The 20,892-nt window shown below is 68.0% G+C and carries 22 protein-coding genes and 1 tRNA gene; 16 read left to right on the forward strand and 7 right to left on the reverse strand.

Annotated features, from left to right (window positions below):
* Nucleotides 1–298: 298 nt before the first annotated feature.
* A complete protein-coding gene (locus AC099J_RS29775) occupies nt 299–1,576 on the reverse strand; it encodes a DUF1173 family protein (RefSeq protein WP_479618941.1) in 1,278 nt (425 codons plus the stop codon).
* A 4-nt stretch (nt 1,577–1,580) separates the two neighbouring features.
* On the reverse strand, nt 1,581–2,525 hold the full coding sequence (locus AC099J_RS29780; RefSeq protein ID WP_479618942.1) for a site-specific integrase: 945 nt from the start codon (nt 2,523–2,525) through the stop codon (nt 1,581–1,583).
* Nucleotides 2,526–2,822: 297 nt separating this feature from the next.
* Here AC099J_RS29780 and AC099J_RS29785 point away from each other — a divergent pair, with 297 nt between their 5' ends.
* The 4 genes from AC099J_RS29785 (at nt 2,823) to AC099J_RS29800 (ending at nt 6,083) form a co-directional block, all read left to right on the forward strand.
* The gene (locus AC099J_RS29785; protein WP_479618943.1) at nt 2,823–4,115 is read left to right on the forward strand and encodes a recombination directionality factor; all 1,293 of its coding nucleotides are present in this window, start codon (nt 2,823–2,825) and stop codon (nt 4,113–4,115) included.
* Between the two features lie 17 nt (nt 4,116–4,132).
* Nucleotides 4,133–5,392 (forward strand): metallophosphoesterase family protein, encoded by a 1,260-nt coding sequence (locus tag AC099J_RS29790; protein WP_479618944.1) that lies wholly within the window; start codon nt 4,133–4,135, stop codon nt 5,390–5,392.
* Between the two features lie 125 nt (nt 5,393–5,517).
* Nucleotides 5,518–5,742 carry a hypothetical protein gene (locus AC099J_RS29795; protein WP_479618945.1) on the forward strand — a complete coding sequence of 75 codons (225 nt, stop codon included), beginning with the start codon at nt 5,518–5,520 and terminating at the stop codon, nt 5,740–5,742.
* Between the two features lie 212 nt (nt 5,743–5,954).
* Complete coding sequence (locus AC099J_RS29800; protein WP_479618946.1) at nt 5,955–6,083, forward strand: hypothetical protein; 129 nt, start codon at nt 5,955–5,957, stop codon at nt 6,081–6,083.
* A gap of 335 nt (nt 6,084–6,418) precedes the next feature.
* Here the strand turns inward: AC099J_RS29800 and AC099J_RS29805 are convergent, their stop codons facing one another.
* The gene (locus tag AC099J_RS29805; RefSeq protein WP_479618947.1) at nt 6,419–6,715 is read right to left on the reverse strand and encodes a hypothetical protein; all 297 of its coding nucleotides are present in this window, start codon (nt 6,713–6,715) and stop codon (nt 6,419–6,421) included.
* Between the two features lie 228 nt (nt 6,716–6,943).
* Here AC099J_RS29805 and AC099J_RS29810 point away from each other — a divergent pair.
* The 4 genes from AC099J_RS29810 to AC099J_RS29825 all read left to right on the forward strand — a co-directional run bounded on the left by AC099J_RS29810 (nt 6,944) and on the right by AC099J_RS29825 (nt 9,941).
* Nucleotides 6,944–7,016: transfer RNA gene (locus tag AC099J_RS29810), tRNA-Glu, on the forward strand.
* Nucleotides 7,017–7,161: 145 nt separating this feature from the next.
* Nucleotides 7,162–8,607, forward strand: a complete 1,446-nt coding sequence (locus AC099J_RS29815) for a sbcc family protein (RefSeq protein WP_479618948.1) — start codon at nt 7,162–7,164, stop codon at nt 8,605–8,607.
* Between the two features lie 30 nt (nt 8,608–8,637).
* Nucleotides 8,638–9,534, forward strand: coding sequence for a P-loop NTPase family protein (locus AC099J_RS29820; protein WP_479618949.1), 897 nt, complete (start codon nt 8,638–8,640; stop codon nt 9,532–9,534).
* 194 nt (nt 9,535–9,728) lie between these two features.
* A complete protein-coding gene (locus AC099J_RS29825) occupies nt 9,729–9,941 on the forward strand; it encodes a hypothetical protein (protein WP_479618950.1) in 213 nt (70 codons plus the stop codon).
* Nucleotides 9,942–9,988: 47 nt separating this feature from the next.
* Here AC099J_RS29825 and AC099J_RS29830 read toward each other — a convergent pair whose 3' ends face one another.
* From AC099J_RS29830 to AC099J_RS29840, 3 genes are all read right to left on the reverse strand, one after another.
* Nucleotides 9,989–10,513: a hypothetical protein gene (locus AC099J_RS29830; RefSeq protein ID WP_479618951.1), complete on the reverse strand. Its 525-nt coding sequence runs from the start codon at nt 10,511–10,513 to the stop codon at nt 9,989–9,991.
* A gap of 1,068 nt (nt 10,514–11,581) precedes the next feature.
* Nucleotides 11,582–12,235 carry a tyrosine-type recombinase/integrase gene (locus AC099J_RS29835; RefSeq protein WP_479618952.1) on the reverse strand — a complete coding sequence of 218 codons (654 nt, stop codon included), beginning with the start codon at nt 12,233–12,235 and terminating at the stop codon, nt 11,582–11,584.
* A gap of 719 nt (nt 12,236–12,954) precedes the next feature.
* Entirely contained in the window at nt 12,955–13,617 is a 663-nt protein-coding gene (locus AC099J_RS29840) for an HD domain-containing protein (RefSeq protein WP_479618953.1), read from the reverse strand.
* A gap of 106 nt (nt 13,618–13,723) precedes the next feature.
* Here AC099J_RS29840 and AC099J_RS29845 point away from each other — a divergent pair, with 106 nt between their 5' ends.
* The 5 genes from AC099J_RS29845 to AC099J_RS29865 all read left to right on the forward strand — a co-directional run bounded on the left by AC099J_RS29845 (nt 13,724) and on the right by AC099J_RS29865 (nt 17,371).
* A complete protein-coding gene (locus AC099J_RS29845) occupies nt 13,724–14,701 on the forward strand; it encodes a GlxA family transcriptional regulator (RefSeq protein WP_479618954.1) in 978 nt (325 codons plus the stop codon).
* Between the two features lie 306 nt (nt 14,702–15,007).
* Nucleotides 15,008–15,658: a nitroreductase gene (locus tag AC099J_RS29850; protein ID WP_479619004.1), complete on the forward strand. Its 651-nt coding sequence runs from the start codon at nt 15,008–15,010 to the stop codon at nt 15,656–15,658.
* Nucleotides 15,659–15,699: 41 nt separating this feature from the next.
* A complete protein-coding gene (locus tag AC099J_RS29855) occupies nt 15,700–16,122 on the forward strand; it encodes a cupin domain-containing protein (protein ID WP_479618955.1) in 423 nt (140 codons plus the stop codon).
* Between the two features lie 21 nt (nt 16,123–16,143).
* On the forward strand, nt 16,144–16,599 hold the full coding sequence (locus AC099J_RS29860; protein WP_479618956.1) for a carboxymuconolactone decarboxylase family protein: 456 nt from the start codon (nt 16,144–16,146) through the stop codon (nt 16,597–16,599).
* A gap of 61 nt (nt 16,600–16,660) precedes the next feature.
* On the forward strand, nt 16,661–17,371 hold the full coding sequence (locus AC099J_RS29865; RefSeq protein ID WP_479618957.1) for an HD domain-containing protein: 711 nt from the start codon (nt 16,661–16,663) through the stop codon (nt 17,369–17,371).
* Here the strand turns inward: AC099J_RS29865 and AC099J_RS29870 are convergent.
* Complete coding sequence (locus tag AC099J_RS29870) at nt 17,368–18,336, reverse strand: LysR family transcriptional regulator (RefSeq protein ID WP_479618958.1); 969 nt, start codon at nt 18,334–18,336, stop codon at nt 17,368–17,370. The genes AC099J_RS29865 and AC099J_RS29870 overlap by 4 nt on opposite strands.
* Nucleotides 18,337–18,455: 119 nt before the next feature.
* Here AC099J_RS29870 and AC099J_RS29875 point away from each other — a divergent pair, with 119 nt between their 5' ends.
* From AC099J_RS29875 to AC099J_RS29885, 3 genes are read left to right on the forward strand one after another with little or no spacing between them, the layout of a single operon-like run.
* On the forward strand, nt 18,456–19,445 hold the full coding sequence (locus AC099J_RS29875) for a tripartite tricarboxylate transporter substrate-binding protein (protein WP_479618959.1): 990 nt from the start codon (nt 18,456–18,458) through the stop codon (nt 19,443–19,445).
* Between the two features lie 2 nt (nt 19,446–19,447).
* Nucleotides 19,448–20,017, forward strand: coding sequence for a 4-hydroxylaminobenzoate lyase (locus AC099J_RS29880; RefSeq protein ID WP_479618960.1), 570 nt, complete (start codon nt 19,448–19,450; stop codon nt 20,015–20,017).
* The gene (locus AC099J_RS29885) at nt 20,014–20,715 is read left to right on the forward strand and encodes a nitroreductase (RefSeq protein WP_479618961.1); all 702 of its coding nucleotides are present in this window, start codon (nt 20,014–20,016) and stop codon (nt 20,713–20,715) included. Before AC099J_RS29880 ends, AC099J_RS29885 begins: the two co-directional genes overlap by 4 nt.
* The last annotated feature ends 177 nt before the right edge of the window (nt 20,716–20,892 follow it).

Consider the following 20,892-nt stretch of genomic DNA (forward strand, 5'->3'; position numbering starts at 1 on the left):
CCCCCACAAAGGAGCGGCCGCCGCGCGGCAGGCCGCTACGGGTTACGCCCTACGGGCTCCACCCTGCGCGGCCTGCCGCGCGATCAAGACTTACACCACTTCCCGGGACATCAACCAGATGAGCAACCAAGAGGTCTTGATGGTGGTGTTCTTCGTTCGCTAGGGTCATATGCGCTGGCACTGGGCCCGTGTAGCGTGCCATGCAGTGGGAGATGGCCCCGGCGCTGGGGCGGCACATCGGCGCTCACCGCTGCGCTGACGGCTTGTTGTATGGCCGCGAACTTCCCGTTGCGTCTCGTTAAACAGCGGCAGCGGTCGGGCGCGAGGCGCCAACCGCGCCGCGTGGCGGCAACGCGGGCAGCGGCCCATCGGCGGCGTAGACCCAGGCGCGATCCGCCGCGTTGCGCACGGCTTCGTCCTTCAGCAGCCGATCCCGCGGCGACATGTAGGCGCTCAGCACGTGCAGCGGCATGGGCGCCGGTCCCGCGTCGAGCAACAGCGCGTTGGCGAACGGCGCAGCCGAAGGCGCGTCATATCGCAGCGGCTTGAAGAATCGCCGCTGCTGCGCGACCAGCGCCTCGATCAACGGCAGCTCGTGCCAAGCACTGAGCGGGATCCAATCGCGGCTGGTCAACATCAGACAGGCCGTGTCGATTTCGTGCACGCCGGGTTGCCGGGCGTGGACCAACGCCGCTAGCACCAGGCGCACGCGCCGGCTGTCGTCCGCATCGTGCGCTTCCAGCAGCGGCCCATAAGCGCGGAGCATGCGGGTCCAGCATGCCGGTCCCACCAGCAGTGGTGTGTCCGGCATGTGCCGGATCCAGATCCGGTGTCCCAGGGTGCCAGGCTGGCAGAGCTTGAAGTCGCCGACGACCAGGGCCAGGGGCACGCGTCCGTCCTGCGGTCGGGTGATGGACAGGCGTTCGCGGCGCTGCGCGGCGAGCGCGTCTTTGCGGCTGGGGCTGAACGGCTCCGGCACGTACAGGCGCTCGGCCAACGCCGTGCCCTTGATGGCAATGCCGGTGGCCGCCTCCATCAGGTACTTGTGCAGCACCGCCTGGTTGCGCCGGCCCGCCATGGCTGGCGTCCAGCGGTTGAAGCCGGCCCGCTCGAACAGGTAGTGCAGCACGGCGCGTAGCGACATCCGGCCGCGGGGGCTGTCCACCTCGGCAGCATCGCCGGGCGCGCCGAGTGGCGGGGCGCGCCCGCCCTGCAGGCGCATCCACGGGAAGTCGACCCGCAGTTCGACCCGGTCCGCGTCAAGTTCTACCACGGCGTCTCCGACTAAGGCCCCCAGGCCCGAAAGCATGCCCTCAGGCGCGTAGGACGGGCAGGTCGGATGGTGCCGGTCGCCGGTTTGCGGCATGCGCTTGACGAGATAGCGCTGGTGCAGCGCCACGTACATGTCGGTGCCCGCGGGCGTGCACAGGCAGCGCGGCCGGTCGCCGGTCGCGTGCGCCCGCGCCAATGCGGCCTGAAACCCTGGGTCACCCGACCACCAGGTCCGGCCGTGCAGCGCGAAGTGCTGCGGCTCTTGCGGCACGTCCGCCGCGACGGTGGTGTCCGGTGCATCCATGGCGTCACACGAGGTCCTGCAGCAGCGCTTGCAGCGTGGGCGGCCGGCGCGGGAACTGCGCATGCACCGCGCGCCGCTCGACGATGCCGAACAGCAGGCCGATCTGGTCCTCGTCGGCGCCGCGCGCGTACAGGCGTTCGGCCACCGTGCGACGGGCCGTCAGCGCCGTCACCTGCGTCAGTTGGGCGTGGCGGAACAGCATCCGGTAGTGGTGCCAGACCGCGCGGCATTCCAGGCGGTGCTCGCCATCCTCGCCCGGGTGCGCCACGGCATAGCCAGTCCCCGTGGGCGACAGAAACAGCCGGCTGTCCGGCGCCAGGCCGCGGTAGGCCGGCGTGGCACCCAGACCGCGGCCGGCCGCCAGCCGCTCGGTCAGGTGGGCGTCCAAGGCCTCGCGCAGATGCGCGCTGGCAAACAGCAGCGGGCGCGACCGTCCGGTGGTCGAGACCTCGTCGCGGATCTCGGAGCACTGCCGAACGCTGCCGTCGCTGCGCAGGTAGTCGCGCACCAGCAGGCGCGCGATCTCCAGCGGGCGCGCGCCCGTCGCGAACAGCAGGTAGTACATCGCCACGTCCTCCAGTGGCTGCCGGCTGCGGCCCCGGATGCGCAAGGCGCCGGCGGCGATGTCCGCGTCCGACAGGATGGCGACCGGTCGCGCGCGCTCCGCCTCCTGGTGCTCCAGCGCCTCCAGGCCGCGCAGCACGGCGTCGCGGTGCAGGCGCAGCCGCTTGATGGAATGAGAGGCCTGGGCGTTGAGTCCCTGGATCTGCGCGCGGGCGACGAGCAGCGCTGCCACCGCCTTGATCCGGCGTTCGACGGCCGTGCGCGAGATGGCTTGCGCCGCCGCCACGGCGTCGTACGACTGTCCGCGGACGACCGCGCGCAACATGTCGACCGAACACTCCCATTGCGTGCGGCGCAGCGCGTCACCGTTGTCCTGGCTGTCCATGCTTTGCTTCCCCACTGCGCGACAGCGCGCCATCCAAGGTCGCCATGCTGGCGCACACCGGCGCGCCGCGCCACCGGGAATCGGCGCCAAAAACGGCGGGATATTGCGATCAGGCGCGCCGTGGGTGGGGCTTGACCGAGGCATGGCGGCAACCGGTACAGCGGACCCATGGCGCGGTGGCCTCTCTGTGCGCTGCGCGCAGCGTGCCGGCCCGCCGGCGCCGCAGGGCTTGAACACCGAGCGCGCCGCGCGAGCATGGTCCACCGGCATGTGCCGGGGCCATCCATGGAGATTTCCATGAGCAATGCACTCTTTTCGGTCTACGGCGGACTGCTCGCGCCGCCGGGCTTGCTGGGCCAGGGGCCGGCTCGCATTCCGACGGCCGGCAAGATCCGGCCCGGCATCATGGTGCTGTCGCGCCGCGCGGCCGAGCACGCCGAGGCCAAGACCTTGTACCGCCAGGGCGTGGCCGAGGGCCGCTCGTTCGAGCAGATCGAGCGCCTGCTGGCCGAGGCACTGCCCGATCTGAAGTCGCCGCTGGTGCCGCGCAATGTGCCCTGGTTCACGGTGCGCGCGCAGGATTTTCCGAACCCGGAGGTCGCGGAGCAGATCATGGAGGCCTATGGCGAGGACCGCGGTCAGGGGCGGCGGCTGTACCGTTTCCCCGTGGTGTTTCCCTCGGACCACTGGATGACCGTGATGCCGCACGAGCTGGCCTGCTGGACCACGCACGAGAAGCGCTATTGGTCCCAGGTCGCGCCCGACGGCCAGCGGCGGCTGTGCATGGACCATGCGCCGGTGCCGCTGGACGCCGGCGGGCGGCGGACCATCCGGGTCTTCGGCGGTCGCAAGGCTGTGCCACGCGAGGACAACGGTGGCGTCTGCGACCCGGAGATCTGCCCCGAGTACCAGAACCGGCAATGCAACCTGACCGGGCGCTTCGTGTTCTTCGTGCCCGGCGTGCGCTCGATCTGCGCGCTGGAACTGCCGACCAACAGCTTCTACGCGATGAGCCGGGCACTGCAACGCTTCCAGGCCGTGGCCCAGCTGCGCGGTGGCCGCATTGCGGCCTTCCTGGGACAGGAGCGCGCCAGCTTCTGGCTGACCAAGGTGCAGCAGGACGTCGCGCACCTGGACGAGCAGGGTCGGGCCGTGCGCGTGCCGCAATGGATCGTCGAGCTGGAGGCGCCGGTCGACGTGACGGCGCTGCTGCGCGAACGTGAGGACGAGGAGACGGCCGTGCACCAGGCCCATCGGGCCGCCGCCGTGCTGGAACGTGGCACGGGCAAGGTGGGGCGTGCCGGGATGGCGACAGGGCCACTCGATGACGATGCGATCGACGAGGCCGAGGCCGCGGTAGCCGCGTCCCATCCGACGGCGGCCGAAGCGCCGTCCGTCGCGCAGCTGCTGACCCGTGCCACAGCCATGGGCTTGACCGCGGAACGCTACCTGGCCTTCGCGGCCCGGCGCTTCGGCATCGGCTGGCAGCGGCAGGTGCACGACCGCGCGCGCGCCTGGGACGAACTGGAGCGCCACCGCCACGACCCGGCCGGCTATGCCGACAAGGTCGAGCATGCGCTGGCGCACTGATGCCGCCGGAGACGCCCATGCGCATCGCCCATCTGTCCGACCTGCACTACGGCACGCGCACGCTGGCCGAGGCCGACCGCTGCCTGGCCCATGCCGTGGACCGCATCGCAGCGCTCGGTGTCGACGCCGCCGTGCTGTCCGGCGACGCGACCGACCATCCGCTCGAACTGCACGCCCCGGCCACGGCGCGGCTGCTGACCCAGCTGCGCCGCTTGGCGGACGTCTGCCCCGTGCTGGTGCTGCAGGGCACCTACTCGCACGAGCCACCGGGCGCGCTGGCCGTGCTGCGCAGCGTCGGCGGTCGCCATCCCATCCATGTCGCCGACCGCCTCCAGCAGGTGGTCTTGACGCGGGACGGGGGCTGGTCGGCCTCTGCGTCTTGGCGCTTCGACGCGGTGCCTGGCGATGCCGCGGCCGTGTTCTCTTGTGTGCCCACGGTCAACAAGGCGGCGGTCGCGGCCGCCGTCGGCGCGGCCCATGCGGGCGCGGGGTTGGGCGAGCAACTGGCCGCGCTGCTGGCCGGCTTCGCGCCGCTGCACCGGGTGGCCCGTGCCTGCGGCCTGCCGACGCTCGGCGTGTCGCATGGCACGGTGTTCGGCTGCCTCAGCGAGCACGGCGTGCCCATGGCCGGCTTCGACCATGAGTTCACGACCGGCGGTCTTTTCGCGGCCCAGGCCCAGGCCTTTCTGCTGGGCCACATCCACCGGCACCAGGGCTGGCAGCAGGAGGGCGGCTGCGGCGTCCAGTGCATCGCCTACGCCGGCTCGATCGGGCGCTTCCACCATGGCGAGCAGGGCGACAAGGGCTTTCTGGTGTGGGAGGTGCAGGCCGACCATGCGCAGTGCAGGTTGGAGCCGACGCCGGCGCGGCGCACGGTCGACATCGTGTTCGCGGGCCGTCCGGATTTGACTGAACTGCGCGCTGCGGCCACGGATGCGGCAGTCCACGGCGCCAGCGTGCGGGTGCGCTGGACGGTCGCGGAGGAGGACCGCGAGGCGGTCGACCGCAGCGCCATGCTGCAGATCCTGGGACATGCCGCCGACGTGCAGCTGGAGGGCCGCATCGTGCCCCTGATGCGCACGCGCGCGCCCGGCATCGCGCAGCTGCCGCGCCTGGCCGACCAGGTGCAGGCCTGGGCCCGCACGGTGCAGGTCGAGGATGCCGCGCTGCAGGACTGCCTGGCCGCGCTGGCCGCCGCCAGCCCGGAGGAGATCGCGACCAGGCTGTTGACGCTGCCCCGTATGACGACGAACGCCGCCATCCCATTCGCTTCGTGACATCGTGGCGAGCGTCTGACGGCTGACCCGGCCACACGGGCTTGTCAGCGATCCCCGGCCGCTTGGCCCTGACCCGCGCCGACGGAGCGGGTGGCAGTGTCTTGCGGCGCGGCAGAATGCCGGCCATGGAGGATCTGCAGCACCTGTCCGATGGCGAGCTCGAGGGGCTGGCCAAGTCCTTGCGGGCCGAAGCCTTGCGTGGCGTGCGCGAAGCCCGCGCGCCGGCGCACCTGTACGAGTCGGAATTGCGGCGTCGCCGCGGCAACGCGCCGCCGCGCGAGCCTTGCGCCTTGGACCTGCGGCCGCTGGAGGCGCGCACCGTCCGGCCGCACTGGTGGGCGTTCTGGTGAGGCGACCGTCGCCTGTAGGCCTCGCTTTTACGCCTCGGCCTTTCGACCGCGGGCTCGTGTGGACTGCTGAAGAGCCGCTACCTTCGGCTGGCCCAGTGCGCCGCCGGGCACGAACACCTTTATTCCGAGACTTTCGTCGTTCGATCCTGTCGCGCACCCAGGCCGCGCCGCCCAGCATCTTCAACTTGTTGCGCTGCTCTTGAGTCACCCGCATGGCGATCAACACCATCGGCGTGTCGCCACACTGCGGTCTGCCGCCGGGCCGTGCTGCGCGATCGTTCGTTCTGGTGCTCAACAGTTTCCGTCTTGGCGGCATGGATGGCTTGGCGTTCGGATGGTGACGATCGACAGGCATCCCGTGGCGCAACGTGCGACTGAGAGCTTTCGAGACCTGCTGGCTGGGCGTGAAGCCGATCACACGACGGCCGGTGATCGCGGCGATATGCTGCTGCCATGAAGCAAATCCGGATCGTGCAAGTGGCCGGCGCTGCCGAAGTTCGAGGCAGATCGTTTGCCTGCGAATGAATGGAGGCGTCCTTGAACAACCGCTGGTTGTTGAAGACCAGGCTTGCCGAGGCGCTGCAAGCGGATGGAGTTGACACGCACCGAATCGAACTGCGGGACAAGATCGCGGAGCCCGGTTGCGTCTCGGCGTAGCGCTCCGCCGTGGGGCCCTTCAGTCGCCTTCGTCGACCAGGTCCAGGTCGGCTCCAAGAGGGACGTTCGCGCCCCGATAGCAGGACATCATCGCCGACTCCCGCGCGTTGTCCCAGGCATCGGCTGCGGCCACATCTTCAGGCGTTGGCTCCATCAGCGGAGACGTGCCGCTGTCACCCCACACCGCCCGAACATCGGCCCCGCGCTTTGCATCCTCGGCGGAGATGCCGGCCCGGGCCAGGAATGCGGCCGCTGCAGCTTCGCCCTTTTCGCATTGGAGGTCGGTTGCGCCAGGGGCCAGCAGTCGGAGTTTCATTTTTCTCTCCGTGATCTTGAGGCGGTGTTGTTGCGAAAATTGCGGCCATCTTGCCAAAGAGGTGCTTTCCGAACGCTTCCGATGTGACATCGGCACGGCGTGTGCTTCGGTAGGGCAGTTCGGTGTCCGTCTCTCCTGCCGCTTGGCCGACTCGCGGCGCATGTCGTCGACGCCCGTGATGGCCGCGAAGTTGGCATGGCGCCGCTGCGCTGACGCTGGCGTCCTCACGGAGCTACCGTCGATCGGTTCACATCAGGTTTTCATCGTGAGAAGCGGGGTTCGACTCCCCGCAGCTCCTCCAGAACAGGCCTCTCCTGCACTGGCGCTGCGCATCGGCATGGCGATCCCACGGGGCCAATGGGCTCACCGCAGCGCCGGCGCTGTTGCAGCAAGCCAATCTGCGCGCATTCTGCGTGCATCGGGCCTGGTGCCCGCTGGAGCCACCCATGCAACCACTGCAACTCACCCTCAAGGGCTTCCGGGGCGTCCGGGACGGGCTCGGCCTGGCCGAGCTCCATCTCGACCTGGAAGCGCTCACCGGCGACGTCGCGCTGATCGCGATCACCGGAGCCAACGGCAGCGGCAAGACCACGGTCATGGACAACCTGACACCGTACAACCTGCTCGCCAGCCGCGGCGCCAGCGGCGCGCTCGGCGGTTTCAGCTACTACGACCATGTCTACCTGCCCGAGAACCTCAAGGACCTGGTCTGGGCGCATGAGGGGCGCAGCTACCGCACGCAGATCGTGGTGCGGCTGAACGGACGGCGCCGTACCGAGGCCTTCCTGCACCGGCTCGAAGACGATGGCGGCTGGCGCCCGGTCGTCCTGGACGATGGCACCCACGCCGATGGGCGACTGGACAGCTACAACGCCTGTGTCGAGCGGCTGTGCGGCAGCGCCGAGACCTTCTTCACCTCGGTGTTTGCCGCGCAGGGGCGTCGGCCGCTCAGTGACTACCGCAATGCCGAGATCAAGGGCCTGCTGGCCGACCTGCTTGGGCAGGAGCAGATCCTGGCCCTGGGCACGCGCGCCGCGGAGACTGCACGGTTGCTCAAGGCCGGTTTGGTCGCGTTGCGCCGCGAGCGCGACGTCGCGGAGCAGGAAGCGACGCAGCTGCGCGATGCGCTGCAGCAACTGGGCGATGTGGCGCTACGGCAGACCGTCTGCACCGAGACGCTGCGGTCGACATCTGATGCCTTCGACCGCGCGGTCGCGGACCATGCGTGCCACGCAGCCGAGCAGGCGCAGCAGCAGGCCGTGGCGGGGCAGCGCGCGCGGCTGCTGGACCAGCGCAACCGGTTGGACGACGAGGCCGGTCGTGCTGTGCAGGCGCTGCAAGCGCGGGAAGTGGCGGCCGGCCGTCGGCTCGGCCGGCTGCAACAGCGCGCGACGGAGCGCGCGGCACAGCAAGCGCAGCAGCGCCGACGGCTGCAGCAGCGGCGAGCAGCCGCGCTGCAGACGTTCGCGCAGGCGGACGCCGCAGAGCGTGCAGCTCGGCGGCTGCCGCTGGCCCTGCAGCTGCACGCGCTGCGCCAGGAGGCGACACAGGTTTGCCGTCGGCGTTTGCAGGACGCGCAACAGGCGCAGGCGACGCTGCAACTGGCCGACCAACGCCTGGCCGCGCTGAAACGCGAGGCCGGCAAGGCGATCCTGCGCCTGGAGGAACTGACGCGGCGCTGCGACCTTGTCGGCGAGGTGCCTTGCGCGGGCACCGGTCTGCAGGGCCGCTGCGCGCTGCTGGATGACGCGCGCGGGGCGAAGGCGGTGCGGCCGGAGGCACAGGTTGTGGTCACGCGGTGCGCGCAGGAGCGGCGCGCGGCGCTGCGCGAGCGGGCCGTGGCGCTTCGCAGAACGGCGGCGCTGGCTGGGGCGGGGCAGGGCCTGGCCTAGATCGCGCAGGAGCGGCAGGCGATCGTCCGCATGCGCATCGAGACCCAGTCCCGGTCACAGGACGCGCGCGCACGCCTGGATGCGGATCTGGCGGCATTGCCCAGTTTGGCCGATGACGGCACCCTGCGTGCGGCCGCGCAGGCCGTGACGCGGGCTCGCGCCGCGCACGACCTGGCACAGCAGGCACTGCTGGACGCCGTCCGCGATGCGCAGTCGGCCCAAGCGCTGCAGGCGCGCGAGCGGATGCTGACGCCGTGGCTGGCCGTGCGTGGCGCCCATTGCGCCGACGTCGAACGGGAGCTGGGCGACTGGAACTTACTGGCGCGCTGCCTCGGCCACGATGGCTTGATCGCCCTGGCCATCGACGATGTGGGCCCGACGCTGGCGGCCCTGGCGAACGACCTGCTGCTGGCCAGCCATGGTCCACGCTTCACGCTGGCGCTGCAGACGCAGGTCGCCACGGGCAAGGGCGAACTGCGCGAGGGCTTCGAGATCGTTGTGCACGACGGCACCGGTGGCGAGCCCAAGGCGCTGGGCCTCATGTCAGGGGGCGAGCGGACCTGGATCGAGGCCTGCCTGGTGCGGGCCGTGGCCCTGTACCTGGCCATGCACACGGGCCGGCGCTACAGCACCCTGTTCTCGGACGAGGCCGATGGCGCGCTCGACCCCGAGCGCAAGCGCATGTTCATGGCCATGAAGCGCGCCGTGCTGCGGCTGGGAGGCTACGCGCGCGAGTACTTCGTGACCCAGACGCCGGAGCTTGTCGCCCTGGCGGACGCGGTCATCGACCTGGACGCGCTTCGGCAGCCGGCACCGGCAATGGTGGGAGACGGGATTGGCCACAGCGCGAGCGGTGGTCTGGATGCCCTTGCAGGGTCATCAGCCGGTTCGCAAGACCGATGTGCAACGTGTGTGGCGTACGACTGACGCGTCGGCAAGATCGGCGAGGTCGGTGACGGCCAGGCTCTCGGGCCGACCGTCGCGTGTGGGGAACGACCGGCCAACGCAGTCACACCTGAGTCCCATGGCAGTGTCAGTCCAGAATTTTTTGCACCCATGGCGTCCTGCGGCGCGCCGACGCGCTTGCGTTGCGCCACGATGGTGGTGGGAGGTGCACCACCATGCTTCGCCTGGGTTCTTCAATCCGTCTCACGCGTGCCGAGCACGCGCGTTTGCTGCAGCTGACCGATATCGCGCCGGACGGTGTCAGGACGCCGGCCGACCTGGGGCGCTACGTCGCGCAGTGCAAGGCGCACTACTGGGGCCACTCCCAGGACACGCAGTTCCTGCACTGGTTGATCGATCGGGAGGTGGCCCGCTGCCTGGCCGCCTGATGGGGCCACACCGGGGGCGGTGTGCCCCCAGCATGGTCCCATCGGCGTCAGGCGCCGCCGACGGCACGCACGGCCGATGCCGCGGTCGACGGTGCGGCCGCCGCTTCGCCCGTGGTGGCGCTGGCTGGCACCGCGGCTGCCGGCTGCGCCGCATAGGCTGCGCGGGCAGCCCGCAGGGCTGGATCGGCGGCCAGCCGCCGGACCTTGGCCTTGGCAGGCTCTGGCGCCGCGGCCGGCAGGCTGGCGAGCGCGACGTCGCCGGCTCGACCGAGCAGGCGGCGCAGCGCGCCCGCTCCCCGGACCGCGATGGCGCTTCCCAGCCAGCGCAGACGGGCGACCAGGCGTGCATCGCGGGCGGCGCGTTCCTCGTGCAGGCGCAAGGACTCGCGGCAGCACAGGTACAGCGCCAGGTGCGCGCGCTTCATCTCCGGGTCCAGATCGAGCTGGGCCAACACCTCCGCCGCGACCGCCGGTTGATGGCGGGCGCGCCGGTAGAACGAGACCCAGGCCTGCTCCTCCTCTGATTGCACGGTGGGGCGGCTGGGCAGGGTGCGCAAGGTCGTGAGGCTCATCTTGGTTCTCCTGGAATCGGGCGGGTCGCTGGCGCATCGCACCGGAGTGCAAGACGCAGGCGGTACCCCGGAGCGAAGGGGGACGTCGGCGCGACGCCGGGCAATGACCGACACAAGATGGGCACGCTCGGGTGCCGCGAGGCGAGGGGTCGAACACGGCTGCTGCCGCCGAGCAGCACCGGCACGCGACGGATCGCCTGACAGACGGGGACGGTGGACATGGGGTTCTCCTTCATGGTGTGAAAGGGAACGCCCATCCCGCGCGGGGACACGGGTCCCCAGTTGGGAAAGCTCCAGGCGGGCTGGAGCGCGGTCGGCTGACCTTGACGGCCAACAAAGAAGAAGGCCTGCATCCCGAGACGCAAGCCTTCGCTCGATGCCTGCAGCGCGGGCTGCGGGGCATGGGGTCGGCATCGGCAGAGTGCCGATGGCAGTACCAGACCATCCAGGGATGGCCAACCGGCGCGGGGCCGGTGCTACAAGGCAGGTGACGACTGCGACGCCAGCGAGCTGGACTTCAGGGCCCAGCGAGGGGCCGATGAAGGCTTGGTAGACGCGATGTCCACGGGAGCGCTTCCAGTATGGGGCGCCGGTGCGGCGAGCGCGAGCCGCTGCAAGCAATCGCCACGCAAGAACCTCCGGGTTTGCGGGTGTTTTGGACGGGTTTTGGTGTTGGGTTGCTCGCCGATGCGGTTTTGGATTCGCGGGCTGTGAGGCGTTCACGCCATAGTCCGACTGTGGATGCCCACTTTCCCCTTGCTCCTGCGCAGTCCCGCGGACTCTCCGATGCGCTGCTTGATCCGCAGTAGCGGCTCGACTTGACCACGGCGCAGAGTGGACATGCTGGTGGGGTAAGCCATGACTTCTGCGGCATTCTTGCTACCCTTCCGCAGCGGCGCTTACCGGTCAAGTCGGCGCTATCCACCAACTGCTGTCGTTCGTTGTCGAGTCGACGCCGATCGCTCCAGACTGTTATGCACAGGCCTCGGTTATGAACAGTTGGTGTTGGCAGAGCAGCGGCGTTGCCTCGCACCGGGAAGCGAGGTCGCGGCTCCGCGCTTCGCATAGTCAGAGAGCCTTGATGAAGTCCAGCAGCGAGTCATCTGCTCGGAAGCGGCGTGCTACGACGCCGGGATCCTGAAGCCGAGACAGCGCCTTCTCCTTCATGGCGAGATCCGCCTCGACGTACTGGTGCGTCGTCGTCGGACTTTCATGGCCGAGCCACAGGGCGATCACGCTGATGTCCACGCCGGACTGCAGCAGGTGCATTGCAGTCGAGTGACGCAGCGTGTGGGGAGAGATCGCTCGGCCGGCCAGGCTCGGCAACGTGCGCGTGGCGGCCTTTACGGCCAACGCCAGCCGCTGCGTCACGTTGGATCGCGTCATCGCCACACCTGCGCGACTGGGCAGCAACGCCGACGTAGGACCCAGGTCAGGGTTCAACCGCAGCCATGCGCGCAGCCCCTTCACCGTGGAGCGCCACAGCGGCACCGAGCGTTGCTTGCGCCCTTTGCCATGAAGGTGCACGCAGGCAGCAGGCGCGAGTACGACGTCGGCAACCTTCACACCGATCACCTCCGACACGCGAGCGCCGGTGTTGTACATGAGGGCAAGCAGCAGGACGTCGCGCTGACTGACCGGGCCGTTGACTTGGTTGTGCCCGGTCTCTGTCTCGCAGGAATCGGCAAACCGGCTTGGCGCATTGACGCATCTGCCGTCCACGGCTGTCGCTTGCCTGGTCAAGTTGGACTGCGCCGTGCTGGGAGCTCGCGCAGCGTACTACTGCCGCCGATGCGTCTTCGTGAATCCAATGGAAGTCGAGTCTCCGTACTGGAATCGAGACTGGCTCGCGCCGCGAGCAGCGCCCAGCCTATTCATGTGGGCTGCTGATCAGACTGCCTCTAGGAGAGGTGCGCTGTGCCGCAAACATGCCATCACTCATCCGCGCGGTCAGCAGTTTTGAAAGGGTCGACGTGCCCGCGCAGACAGGCGGTATTCGCATGATCTCTGAGCCTATTCTCATCAACCGAGATCCGCAACACCTGCGCAGCGGGTCAGCCCTTGGTCAGCTCTGGTAGTTTACGGCAGCAGATAATCGCGGCCAGGCACGAGAATCTGCCATTCCTCTCGCTGGCTGTTGCCGGCCCGCAGCAGCGTCCAGATGGTGGTTTGTAGATGTGGCTTCAAGACGTTCACCTCGTTGAGTCCCCTCGTGTCCAAGGGGGCGAAAGTTACGTCCTGCTCGTCAGGGCGGAGGCGCCTGACACACCGTTCTCAGTGGGTCAATTCACCCCGGCCAGGTGGAGCAGTTTGAGTGGCCACACGTGGGGCAGTTTGGGTGGCCACCGGGGATCAACGGGCGGCGATCATGAACACGACTCCATCGGCGATAGTTCCCAACGCGCCGTTATGTGCAAGTGACAGAGCGAGAGGCTAGGCACTTAGCCGTGCCAATGCGAGCAGCGGATCGCGCTGCAAAAGTTCCCACGATGGAAGTGCGGCTCTTTGTCGGCCATGACGTCTGCCTTGACGTCTGCCTTGACGTCTGCCTTGACGTTGCCGAATGTCGAGCCGGGCTTGTGCTTGATACCGTCGTAGAAGGCCTGGATGATGTCCTCCTTGAACCTGGCAGTGCGCGGAAATGCGCTTGTTACCGCGTGGCGTTCAGCTTCCGAATAGTCAGCGTATGTCAGTCCCAGCACATCCATCTCGACGCCAGCGGTCACCAGCGCGACGACAGGATGCATGTGCTGTGGCACACCGGGCGTCGTATGGAGCGCGATGGCGGTCCACACGGTGTAGGCGTCCTGCTCAGGGATGCCGTGGCTGCGCAGGAAGGCGCGGGCGGCATGTGCCCCGTCTACCTCGAAGCGCTCATCTTGGCTGCTGTAGCCCGGCATCAGACCGATGTCATGGAACATTGCACCGGCATAGAGCAGCTCGCGGTCGAACTTCAGGCCGCGCTTGACGCCGGCCAGTGCACCGAATTGGTACACGCGACTCGAATGGTTGAAGAGTAAGTCCGTTTCGTTGTCGCGAATGAACTTCGTGATGGCTCTCGCCAGCGTGGAGTCGGGGATGGCGGCGTCTTGGGCGGATGACATGGGTTTCCTTCGCTGAGTGGTCTGAAGAAGGATAGGATCGTCGTGCCACGTCTTAAATCAACGTGGCACGTCGATTTAAGACATTTCAAGACCGGAGCGGCCATCGGTGACCAAGAAGTTGAAGACGATCGTGCTGCTGGCATTTCCGGGTGTGCAGCTTCTCGATGTGTCGGGTCCGCTGGACGTATTTGCCGAAGCGAATACGCAGGCGCAGCGGGAGGTGTACCGACTGGTCGTCGCCGCCGCTGCCCCGGGTCCCCTGCGCAGTTCGTCCGGCGTGCGATTGATGCCGGACTGGACCATCAACCGAGACGCTGACGAACCCATCGACACCTTGCTCGTCGCTGGCTGCGCGAACCCCGCTGAACTGCCGGTGTCTGGCAAGGTGCTCGACTGGCTAAGGCAAAGTGCGCCGGGCACGAGACGCTACGGATCTGTCTGCAGTGGCGCTTTCGTCCTCGCGGCAGCCGGCTTGTTGAGCGGAAAGCGGGTAACCACACACTGGGCCGTGGCCGAGCAGCTCAGCGAGCGATTCCCTGACGTGGTGGTCGAGAAGGATGCCATTCATGTGCGCGACGGGCGGCTACGCACGGCTGCTGGCGTCACCGCGGGGCTCGACCTGGCACTTTCGTTGGTAAAAGAAGATCTCGGGCATGACATCGCGATCCGGGTCGCGAGCCAGCTTGTCATGTTCTTCAAGCGGCCCGGCGGCCAGGTGCAGTTCAGCAGGCAAGGCACAGCTGCGCCTGTCGGTCGGGCGGCGCTGCAGGATCTGCAGCGTTGGGTCGGCGCGCACCCCGCGCTCGATCACAGCGTCGCACGCCTGGCCGAACGCATGCATTTGAGTCCTCGACACCTTTCGAGGCTGTTTCGCGTGGCGGTGGGGATCACGCCGGCGACTTGGGTGGAAGAAGTGCGCGTAGGCACCGCGCGTCGCCTGCTGGAGCAGGGAGACTTGGCGCCCAAGCAGGTTGCGGCGAGCTGCGGGTTCTCCGATGCGGACGTCTTGCGCAGAGCGTTCATGCGGCAAGTCGGAGTCACGCCCGCAGAGTACCGCAAGCGATTCGCCGCTATCCCTCGGTGATCAACTCCGGCCGGGGCTTCAGACGCCGTTGCTCTCGGCCTGGAGTCGCCCCGCGGGCGCTGAGGTCGGTGTAGATCCGCAGTTCGGTGGGGCCCCCAGATGCCGGTCTGCGCCGTGCATTGTGTGCAATATGCAACTGCAAACACATCAATTCCATTCAAGTCGGATCTCCTCGAAGATCGCGTTTCTCCAAGCGATCACGAAGAGAACACGATGACTGAAACCCTCACCCAACACCGCGACGTCCCAAGCGCCATCGCTGCGCCATGGTCGCCAGAAACCACCGCAGCATGCGTTTCTTGCGTCGTGCGTTCGCGCCGTGCCACGCGCGCATTCAAAGCCAGCCCTCTTCCTAGGCAAGCCGTGGAGGAGATCCTGACCGAGGCAGCCTGCGCCCCAAGTGGCGCCAACATCCAGCCCTGGCGCGTGTACGTGGTCAGTGGCGAGGTGAAGGACGGCTTGACCCATGCGCTGGTCACCGCGTCACGCGCCGGCGTTGCGCCGGCACCGGCGCATTTCCCTGAACCCTTGCCCGACATGTTTCGCAACCGGCTGCAGGACTTCGGTGCCCGCTATTACGCATCGCTCGGCATCGAACGCTCCGACACCGCTGCGCGCACGCGCCAGACCGAGCGCAACTACGCCTTCTTCGGCGCCCCGGTCGGCCTCATCTTCAGCATCGACCGCCGGTTGAAGCCACACAGCTGGATCGACCTCGGCCTGTTCGCGCAGACCGTGATGCTCGCGGCCAAGGCACGCGGCATCGACACCTGCCCCCAGGTGGCCTTCGCGCAGTTCCACGAGCCGATTGCGACGTATCTGCAGATGCCGCAGGAAGAGATCACCGCGTTCGGCATGTCCATGGGATACGGGGACACGCAGGCCCCGGTGAACCGGGCTGCCATGCCCCGGGTTCGCTTGCAGGATTTCGCACAGATCCTCGGGTTCGCCGGCTGAACCCCTGCACGCCACCCATCATTTTTTCAAGGAGAAGCTCCATGCATGCTTCATGGCTGCTCGCCATCACGCTCACCGCCGGAGCGACCGGCTTGTTGACGACCCCTGCCGCGAACGCACACGGCGCGGGCGAGAAAGTCACGCCCGCGTTACAGCAGCAGATTGCGAACATTCCCGGAAAGTCGCTGGTTGCCGTGGTCGTCGACTACGCGCCCGGCGCCGGTTCGCCCTCCCATGTGCACGCGAAGTCCGCGTTCATCTACGGCTACGTGGTCTCGGGCGCCATCGAGTCGCAGGTGAATGAAGGCCCCAGGCAGATCCTGCGTGCTGGTGACAGTTTCTATGAGCCTCCCGGCGCACGGCACACCGTCAGCAGGAATGCCAGCAAGACCCGGCCCGCAAAACTGCTGGCGGTGTTCGTCGTGGACAGCGACGACACGGCACTCACCACCCCCATTCATTAACCGACCAAGAGGATCACGACCATGAGCAACCGCATCGACTACAACACGGTCGCCCCGGCTGGCGTCAAGGCGCTGGGCGGCGTGTATGGGTACATCTCGAAGAGCAGCCTGTCGCCTGTTCTCGTCGACCTGGTGTACCTGCGCGTTTCCCAAATCAACAACTGCGCCTACTGCCTGGACATGCACACGCGCGATCTGCTGAAGAAGGGCCAGCCCATCGAAAAGATCGCCCTGCTGCAAGCATGGCGCGAGGCAGGCGCGCTCTTCGACGCGCATGAGCGCGCTGCTCTGGCCTGGGCTGAATCGGTGACCCGCGTTGCAGAGACCGGCGTGCCCGACAGCGATTTCGCCGCCGCCCGCTCCGTGCTCGGCGAGCCCGAACTCGTGGAACTCACGATCGCCATCGGTCTGATGAACACCTACAACCGGATGGCGATCGCGTTCCGCAACACGCCCCAGGCCCTGGCCGCCCTGTGATGCGGGGCCACTGCAGCGGCGCGCACGCACAAGCGACATCCATCAGCACAAGGACCACGCCATGACGCACTCAGCCATCGCTGGGGTGTACATACCCGACAGCCAGCTCGCGCGGGAGATGACCCAGTTCATCCGCGACACCGAGAGCGATCTGCTCTTCCACCACTCCGTGCGCGTGTATTGCTGGGGCTACCTGACCGGGGCCCGCACAGGCTTGAGCTTCGATCCGGAGCTGCTCTACGCGGCGTCGATGTTCCACGACATCGGCCTCACCGCACGCTACCGCGACAGCCAGCTACGTTTCGAAGTGGACGGTGCGAATGCCGCACGGGAATTCCTGCGGTGCCACGGCGTGCGCGATGCCGACATCGAGACCGTCTGGAACGCCGTTGCGTTGCACACCACGCCGGGCACACCGCAGTTCATGCGCCCGGAGATCGCACTGGTCCAGGCCGGGGCAGGCATGGACGTGGCGGGCCGCGGCTACGACCAGTTTTCCGAGGCGCAGCGCGCGGCCGTGGTCGCCGCCTCTCCGCGGGAAGCAGACTTTGCGCAGGGCATCATCGACGCCTTCTACGAAGGCATGCAACACCGCCCGCTCAGCACCTTCGGCACCTTCAACGACGATGTCCTGGCTTTCAAGGACCCCGCCTTCCAGCGCATGGACATGTGCAGCATCATCCTGGCTTCGGACTGGACCCGCCGAACGGGCTGCCAGGCGGCAGGCGGCTGCCCGCACCACGACCACCCACACCCCCCGGCAAACGGCTAGGCCACCTGTTGCGCCACCCGCGCGATGCTTTCCTGCAGCCACACCTGCGCGGGGTCGTGGTCATTGCGGCTGTGCCAGACCGCGCGGAACGTGGACAGCGCGGTTGGATAGGGCGGCTCGCGCACCAGCAACTCGCCCGCACCTGCCAGACTGCGCGCCAGCGACGACGGCATGATGGACAACATGTCGGAGCCGCGTAGCAAGGCCGGAATCGCCAGGGAATGCGGGACGGTCGTGCGATACCGCGGCGCTAGGCCGTTGGCTGACAACGCCTCTTCGAGCGCATGGCGGTCGAACATCTCGGCCTGCCGCGCCAGGCCACGCTCCAGGATAAAGCCGCCGACGGCGCCCTCCTCCTGGCCGCCCACAGACACCGTCACCAAGGGATAACGCGCCAGGTCACGCAGTGCCAGCTTGCGGCGGGAAGCCGGGTGCCCCTTGCGCATGACGATCATCTCGCCCTGCGTCATCAAGGTCCGCGCGCTCAGGCGCGAGGGCACCTGCGCGAAGATGCCCACGGCGATGTCGATCTTGCCGACGTCGATCGCCTCGGCGAGATCGAGGCGCGTGGACGGCCGGACCACGAGGTCGATGCTGGGGGCCTCTACCGCCATGAGCCGGCTCAGTTCCGCCACCATCACCGCCGTCAGGTGGTCGTTGGCGGCCACCGCGAAGCGGCGTGTGGACTTGCCCGGGTCGAAGGGCTCCACCCCCAGCGTGGCCTCGATCCGGCGCAACGAGTCGCGCAGCCCGTCGGCCATCGCCGCTGACCGTGCCGTGGGCACCATGCCCTTGGACGTGCGGACGAACAGCTCGTCGCCCACCACCTCGCGCAAGCGCGTGAGCGCGTGGCTGACTGCCGACTGGCTCAGGTTTAGGCGCTTTCCCGCGCGCAGCAGGTTGCGGTCTTCATAGACCGCGTCGAACACCTTGATGAGGTTCAGGTCGATGCGTCCGATGCTCATGGTGCGCGTCTCCGATATTGCACGGCGTGCATTGTGCTCTTGCAAAACGGGCGATTCCGTTCATGGCGACGGATGACGATCATGGAGCCCTCAACCCCTTGCAACCTCGCGGAGCCCCCATGAACCCACTCTCACGTCGGCGCTTCGGTGCCATCGGCCTCGCCACGCTGGCCACGTCGGCACTGCCGACCATGGTCTGGGCGCAAGCCCCGGCGCCCCCGCGACGGATCATCGTGGGTTACCCCGCAGCAGGCACGCTGGACCAGACTGCGCGCCGCGTGGCCGAGGCATGGCGCAAGCAAGGCATCACCACCATCGTCGACAACCGGCCCGGCGGCGCGGGCCGCCTGGCCCACGCACAGCTCAAGCGCGAGCGCGCGGACGGCAACACCCTGCTGTGCACGCACACCTCGGCGCTCAGCATCTACCCGCACGTCTACACGAAGCTTGCGTACGACGCGGTGGCCGATTTCGTGCCGATCACACCGGTCGTCTCGGCGACCTGTGCCCTGGCCGTCAGCAACGCCGTCCCCGCGACCGTCAAGACCCTCGCCGACTACGTGCAGTGGGCGCAACGGTCTCCCAACCACGCCATGTTCGCGTCGCCCGCGGCGGGCTCCATGGCGCACTTTCTGGGCTTCCAGTTGTCCGAGGCAGCGGCGCTCAAACTGCAGCACGTGGGCTACCGGGGTTCGGCGCCGGCCATGAACGATCTGCTCGGTGGTCAGATCCCCGCGTACCTGGGATTTGTCCCCGACTTCCTGCCGTACCTGCAGAGCGGCAAACTGCGCATCCTGGCCGTGAGCGGCGACAAGCGCTCGCGCGCCATGCCTGGCGTTCCGACCTTCGCCGAGCAAGGCTACCCCGCGATCACCGGCGTCGAATCCTACGGTGTCTTCGCTCCCCCCGGCACACCCGAAGCCATGGTGAAGAAGCTGTACGACGACGTGCTCGCGGCCAGCAAGGACCCGGCCCTGGTGGCGGACTTCAAGGAGGTCGGGATGGAGCTGTTCACGCTCACGCCCAAGGCCTACGAAAGCCACATCCGGACCGAACGCGACAAATGGGGTCCGGTCGTGCGGGCCTCCGGCTTCACATCAGAGGAGTGACCATGAGCAAGCACGACAGCAACCAAGACCGGGAAGAACTGATAGCGCGCAGCATCGCCTTCCTCGGCGAAGTGAAGGACATGACCGCGGGCACAGACGTCGAGCGCTGGCTGAACCTGACCCATGGCCCAGGAAGCGAGGTCTACGAGCAGCTCGCGCGCCTGGTGAAGGCCGGCGTGCGCGACGGCTGGGCGGCCAACGTCGAGATCACCGGACCGCACTACCGGCGCAGCCGCCTCGTGGAGCCGTCGGAGCGCACGCACTGGTTCAGCATCACGGCCGTGTACATGGACAGCACGGCCAACACGCAGGGCAACCCGGGCAACACCTTTCGCGGGCAGTACCACGCGCATCCCTATGGCGAGCTGAACATGGTGGTCCCCCTCAACGCTGGCGCAGCGCTGGCAGGGCCCAACGGCTGGTGCGAAGCGGGCTGGACGGCGCCCGGCCCGGGCAGCCACCACTACCCGGAAGCCCGCGGCGGCGCGGTCATCGCCTTGTTCTACCTGCCTGCCGGGCGCATTGCATACCACGCGCCGCCGGTCGAAGCGCAGGCCGAGGAGCGGCCATGACGCAGGGCGACATCGCGCACACCACGCGCGTGGTCGACGGTGTACTACGGGGGCGGCGCAGCCTGCGCGCCTACAAGCCGGAGCCCGTTCCGCGTTCCCTGCTGGAAGAGATCCTGGACGTGGCATCGAGCGCGCCCAGCAATTCCAATACCCAGCCATGGCAGGTGCACGCCGTCGCCGGTGCGCACCTGGCAGCACTGGGCGCCGCGTTGGTGAGCGCCTGCCGCGAGAACACGCTTCCGCCATCCCCGCACTTCCCCGACCCATTGCCCGACGAATACGCCCAGCGGCAGCGCGATTTCGGTGCGATCTACTACCAGACGCTCGGCGTGGACGTCGCCGACATGCCCAGCCGCATCCGGCAGACCGAAAAGAACTTCGTGTTCTTCAGCGCGCCGGTCGGCCTGATTTTCACCATCGACCGGCGCTTGGCGCCCCACAGCTGGCTCGACCTGGGCCTATTTGTCCAGAACGTGATGATCGCCGCCGCAGCGCGCGGCCTGGGCACCTGTCCGCAGGTGTCGTTCGCGCGGTTCCATCCGGTCATCGCACAGCACCTGGCCTTCACGGAGCACGAGCTGACGGTGTGCGGCATGTCGCTGGGCTACCCCGATCGCGATGTGCCTGTCAATCAGATGGCCACGCCGCGTCGGGCCGTGCTTGAGTTCGTCAGCTTCCAGCACTTCGCGGATCCATGAGCGCGCCCAGAACGGCGGCCGAGCGCAGAGTTCGTCGGGCATACGCACATCGGAGACTGGTGCTTGGCATGGTGCCTGTGGCGCTCCGCGGATTGAGATCGCCAACCGCCGGACCCTTGCAATTGTCCGCTGGCGTGCACTCAAGGTCGCGGCTGTGACCGACCGCAACGGGCGCAG

The organism is Rhodoferax sp. RT4P68 (genome assembly GCF_056521305.1).

Excerpts from the sequence above, each read along its gene's own strand:
- AC099J_RS29775 (WP_479618941.1), bottom strand. The coding sequence starts at position 1,576 with ATGGATGCACCGGACACCACCGTCGCGGCGGACGTGCCGCAAGAGCCG.
- AC099J_RS29780 (WP_479618942.1), bottom strand. The coding sequence starts at position 2,525 with ATGGACAGCCAGGACAACGGTGACGCGCTGCGCCGCACGCAATGGGAG.
- AC099J_RS29785 (WP_479618943.1), top strand. The coding sequence starts at position 2,823 with ATGAGCAATGCACTCTTTTCGGTCTACGGCGGACTGCTCGCGCCGCCG.
- AC099J_RS29790 (WP_479618944.1), top strand. The coding sequence starts at position 4,133 with ATGCGCATCGCCCATCTGTCCGACCTGCACTACGGCACGCGCACGCTG.
- AC099J_RS29795 (WP_479618945.1), top strand. The coding sequence starts at position 5,518 with ATGGAGGATCTGCAGCACCTGTCCGATGGCGAGCTCGAGGGGCTGGCC.
- AC099J_RS29800 (WP_479618946.1), top strand. The coding sequence starts at position 5,955 with ATGGCGATCAACACCATCGGCGTGTCGCCACACTGCGGTCTGCCGCCG.
- AC099J_RS29805 (WP_479618947.1), bottom strand. The coding sequence starts at position 6,715 with ATGAAACTCCGACTGCTGGCCCCTGGCGCAACCGACCTCCAATGCGAA.
- AC099J_RS29815 (WP_479618948.1), top strand. The coding sequence starts at position 7,162 with ATGCAACCACTGCAACTCACCCTCAAGGGCTTCCGGGGCGTCCGGGAC.
- AC099J_RS29820 (WP_479618949.1), top strand. The coding sequence starts at position 8,638 with ATGCGCATCGAGACCCAGTCCCGGTCACAGGACGCGCGCGCACGCCTG.
- AC099J_RS29825 (WP_479618950.1), top strand. The coding sequence starts at position 9,729 with ATGCTTCGCCTGGGTTCTTCAATCCGTCTCACGCGTGCCGAGCACGCG.
- AC099J_RS29830 (WP_479618951.1), bottom strand. The coding sequence starts at position 10,513 with ATGAGCCTCACGACCTTGCGCACCCTGCCCAGCCGCCCCACCGTGCAA.
- AC099J_RS29840 (WP_479618953.1), bottom strand. The coding sequence starts at position 13,617 with ATGTCATCCGCCCAAGACGCCGCCATCCCCGACTCCACGCTGGCGAGA.
- AC099J_RS29855 (WP_479618955.1), top strand. The coding sequence starts at position 15,700 with ATGCATGCTTCATGGCTGCTCGCCATCACGCTCACCGCCGGAGCGACC.
- AC099J_RS29860 (WP_479618956.1), top strand. The coding sequence starts at position 16,144 with ATGAGCAACCGCATCGACTACAACACGGTCGCCCCGGCTGGCGTCAAG.
- AC099J_RS29865 (WP_479618957.1), top strand. The coding sequence starts at position 16,661 with ATGACGCACTCAGCCATCGCTGGGGTGTACATACCCGACAGCCAGCTC.
- AC099J_RS29870 (WP_479618958.1), bottom strand. The coding sequence starts at position 18,336 with ATGAGCATCGGACGCATCGACCTGAACCTCATCAAGGTGTTCGACGCG.
- AC099J_RS29875 (WP_479618959.1), top strand. The coding sequence starts at position 18,456 with ATGAACCCACTCTCACGTCGGCGCTTCGGTGCCATCGGCCTCGCCACG.
- AC099J_RS29880 (WP_479618960.1), top strand. The coding sequence starts at position 19,448 with ATGAGCAAGCACGACAGCAACCAAGACCGGGAAGAACTGATAGCGCGC.
- AC099J_RS29885 (WP_479618961.1), top strand. The coding sequence starts at position 20,014 with ATGACGCAGGGCGACATCGCGCACACCACGCGCGTGGTCGACGGTGTA.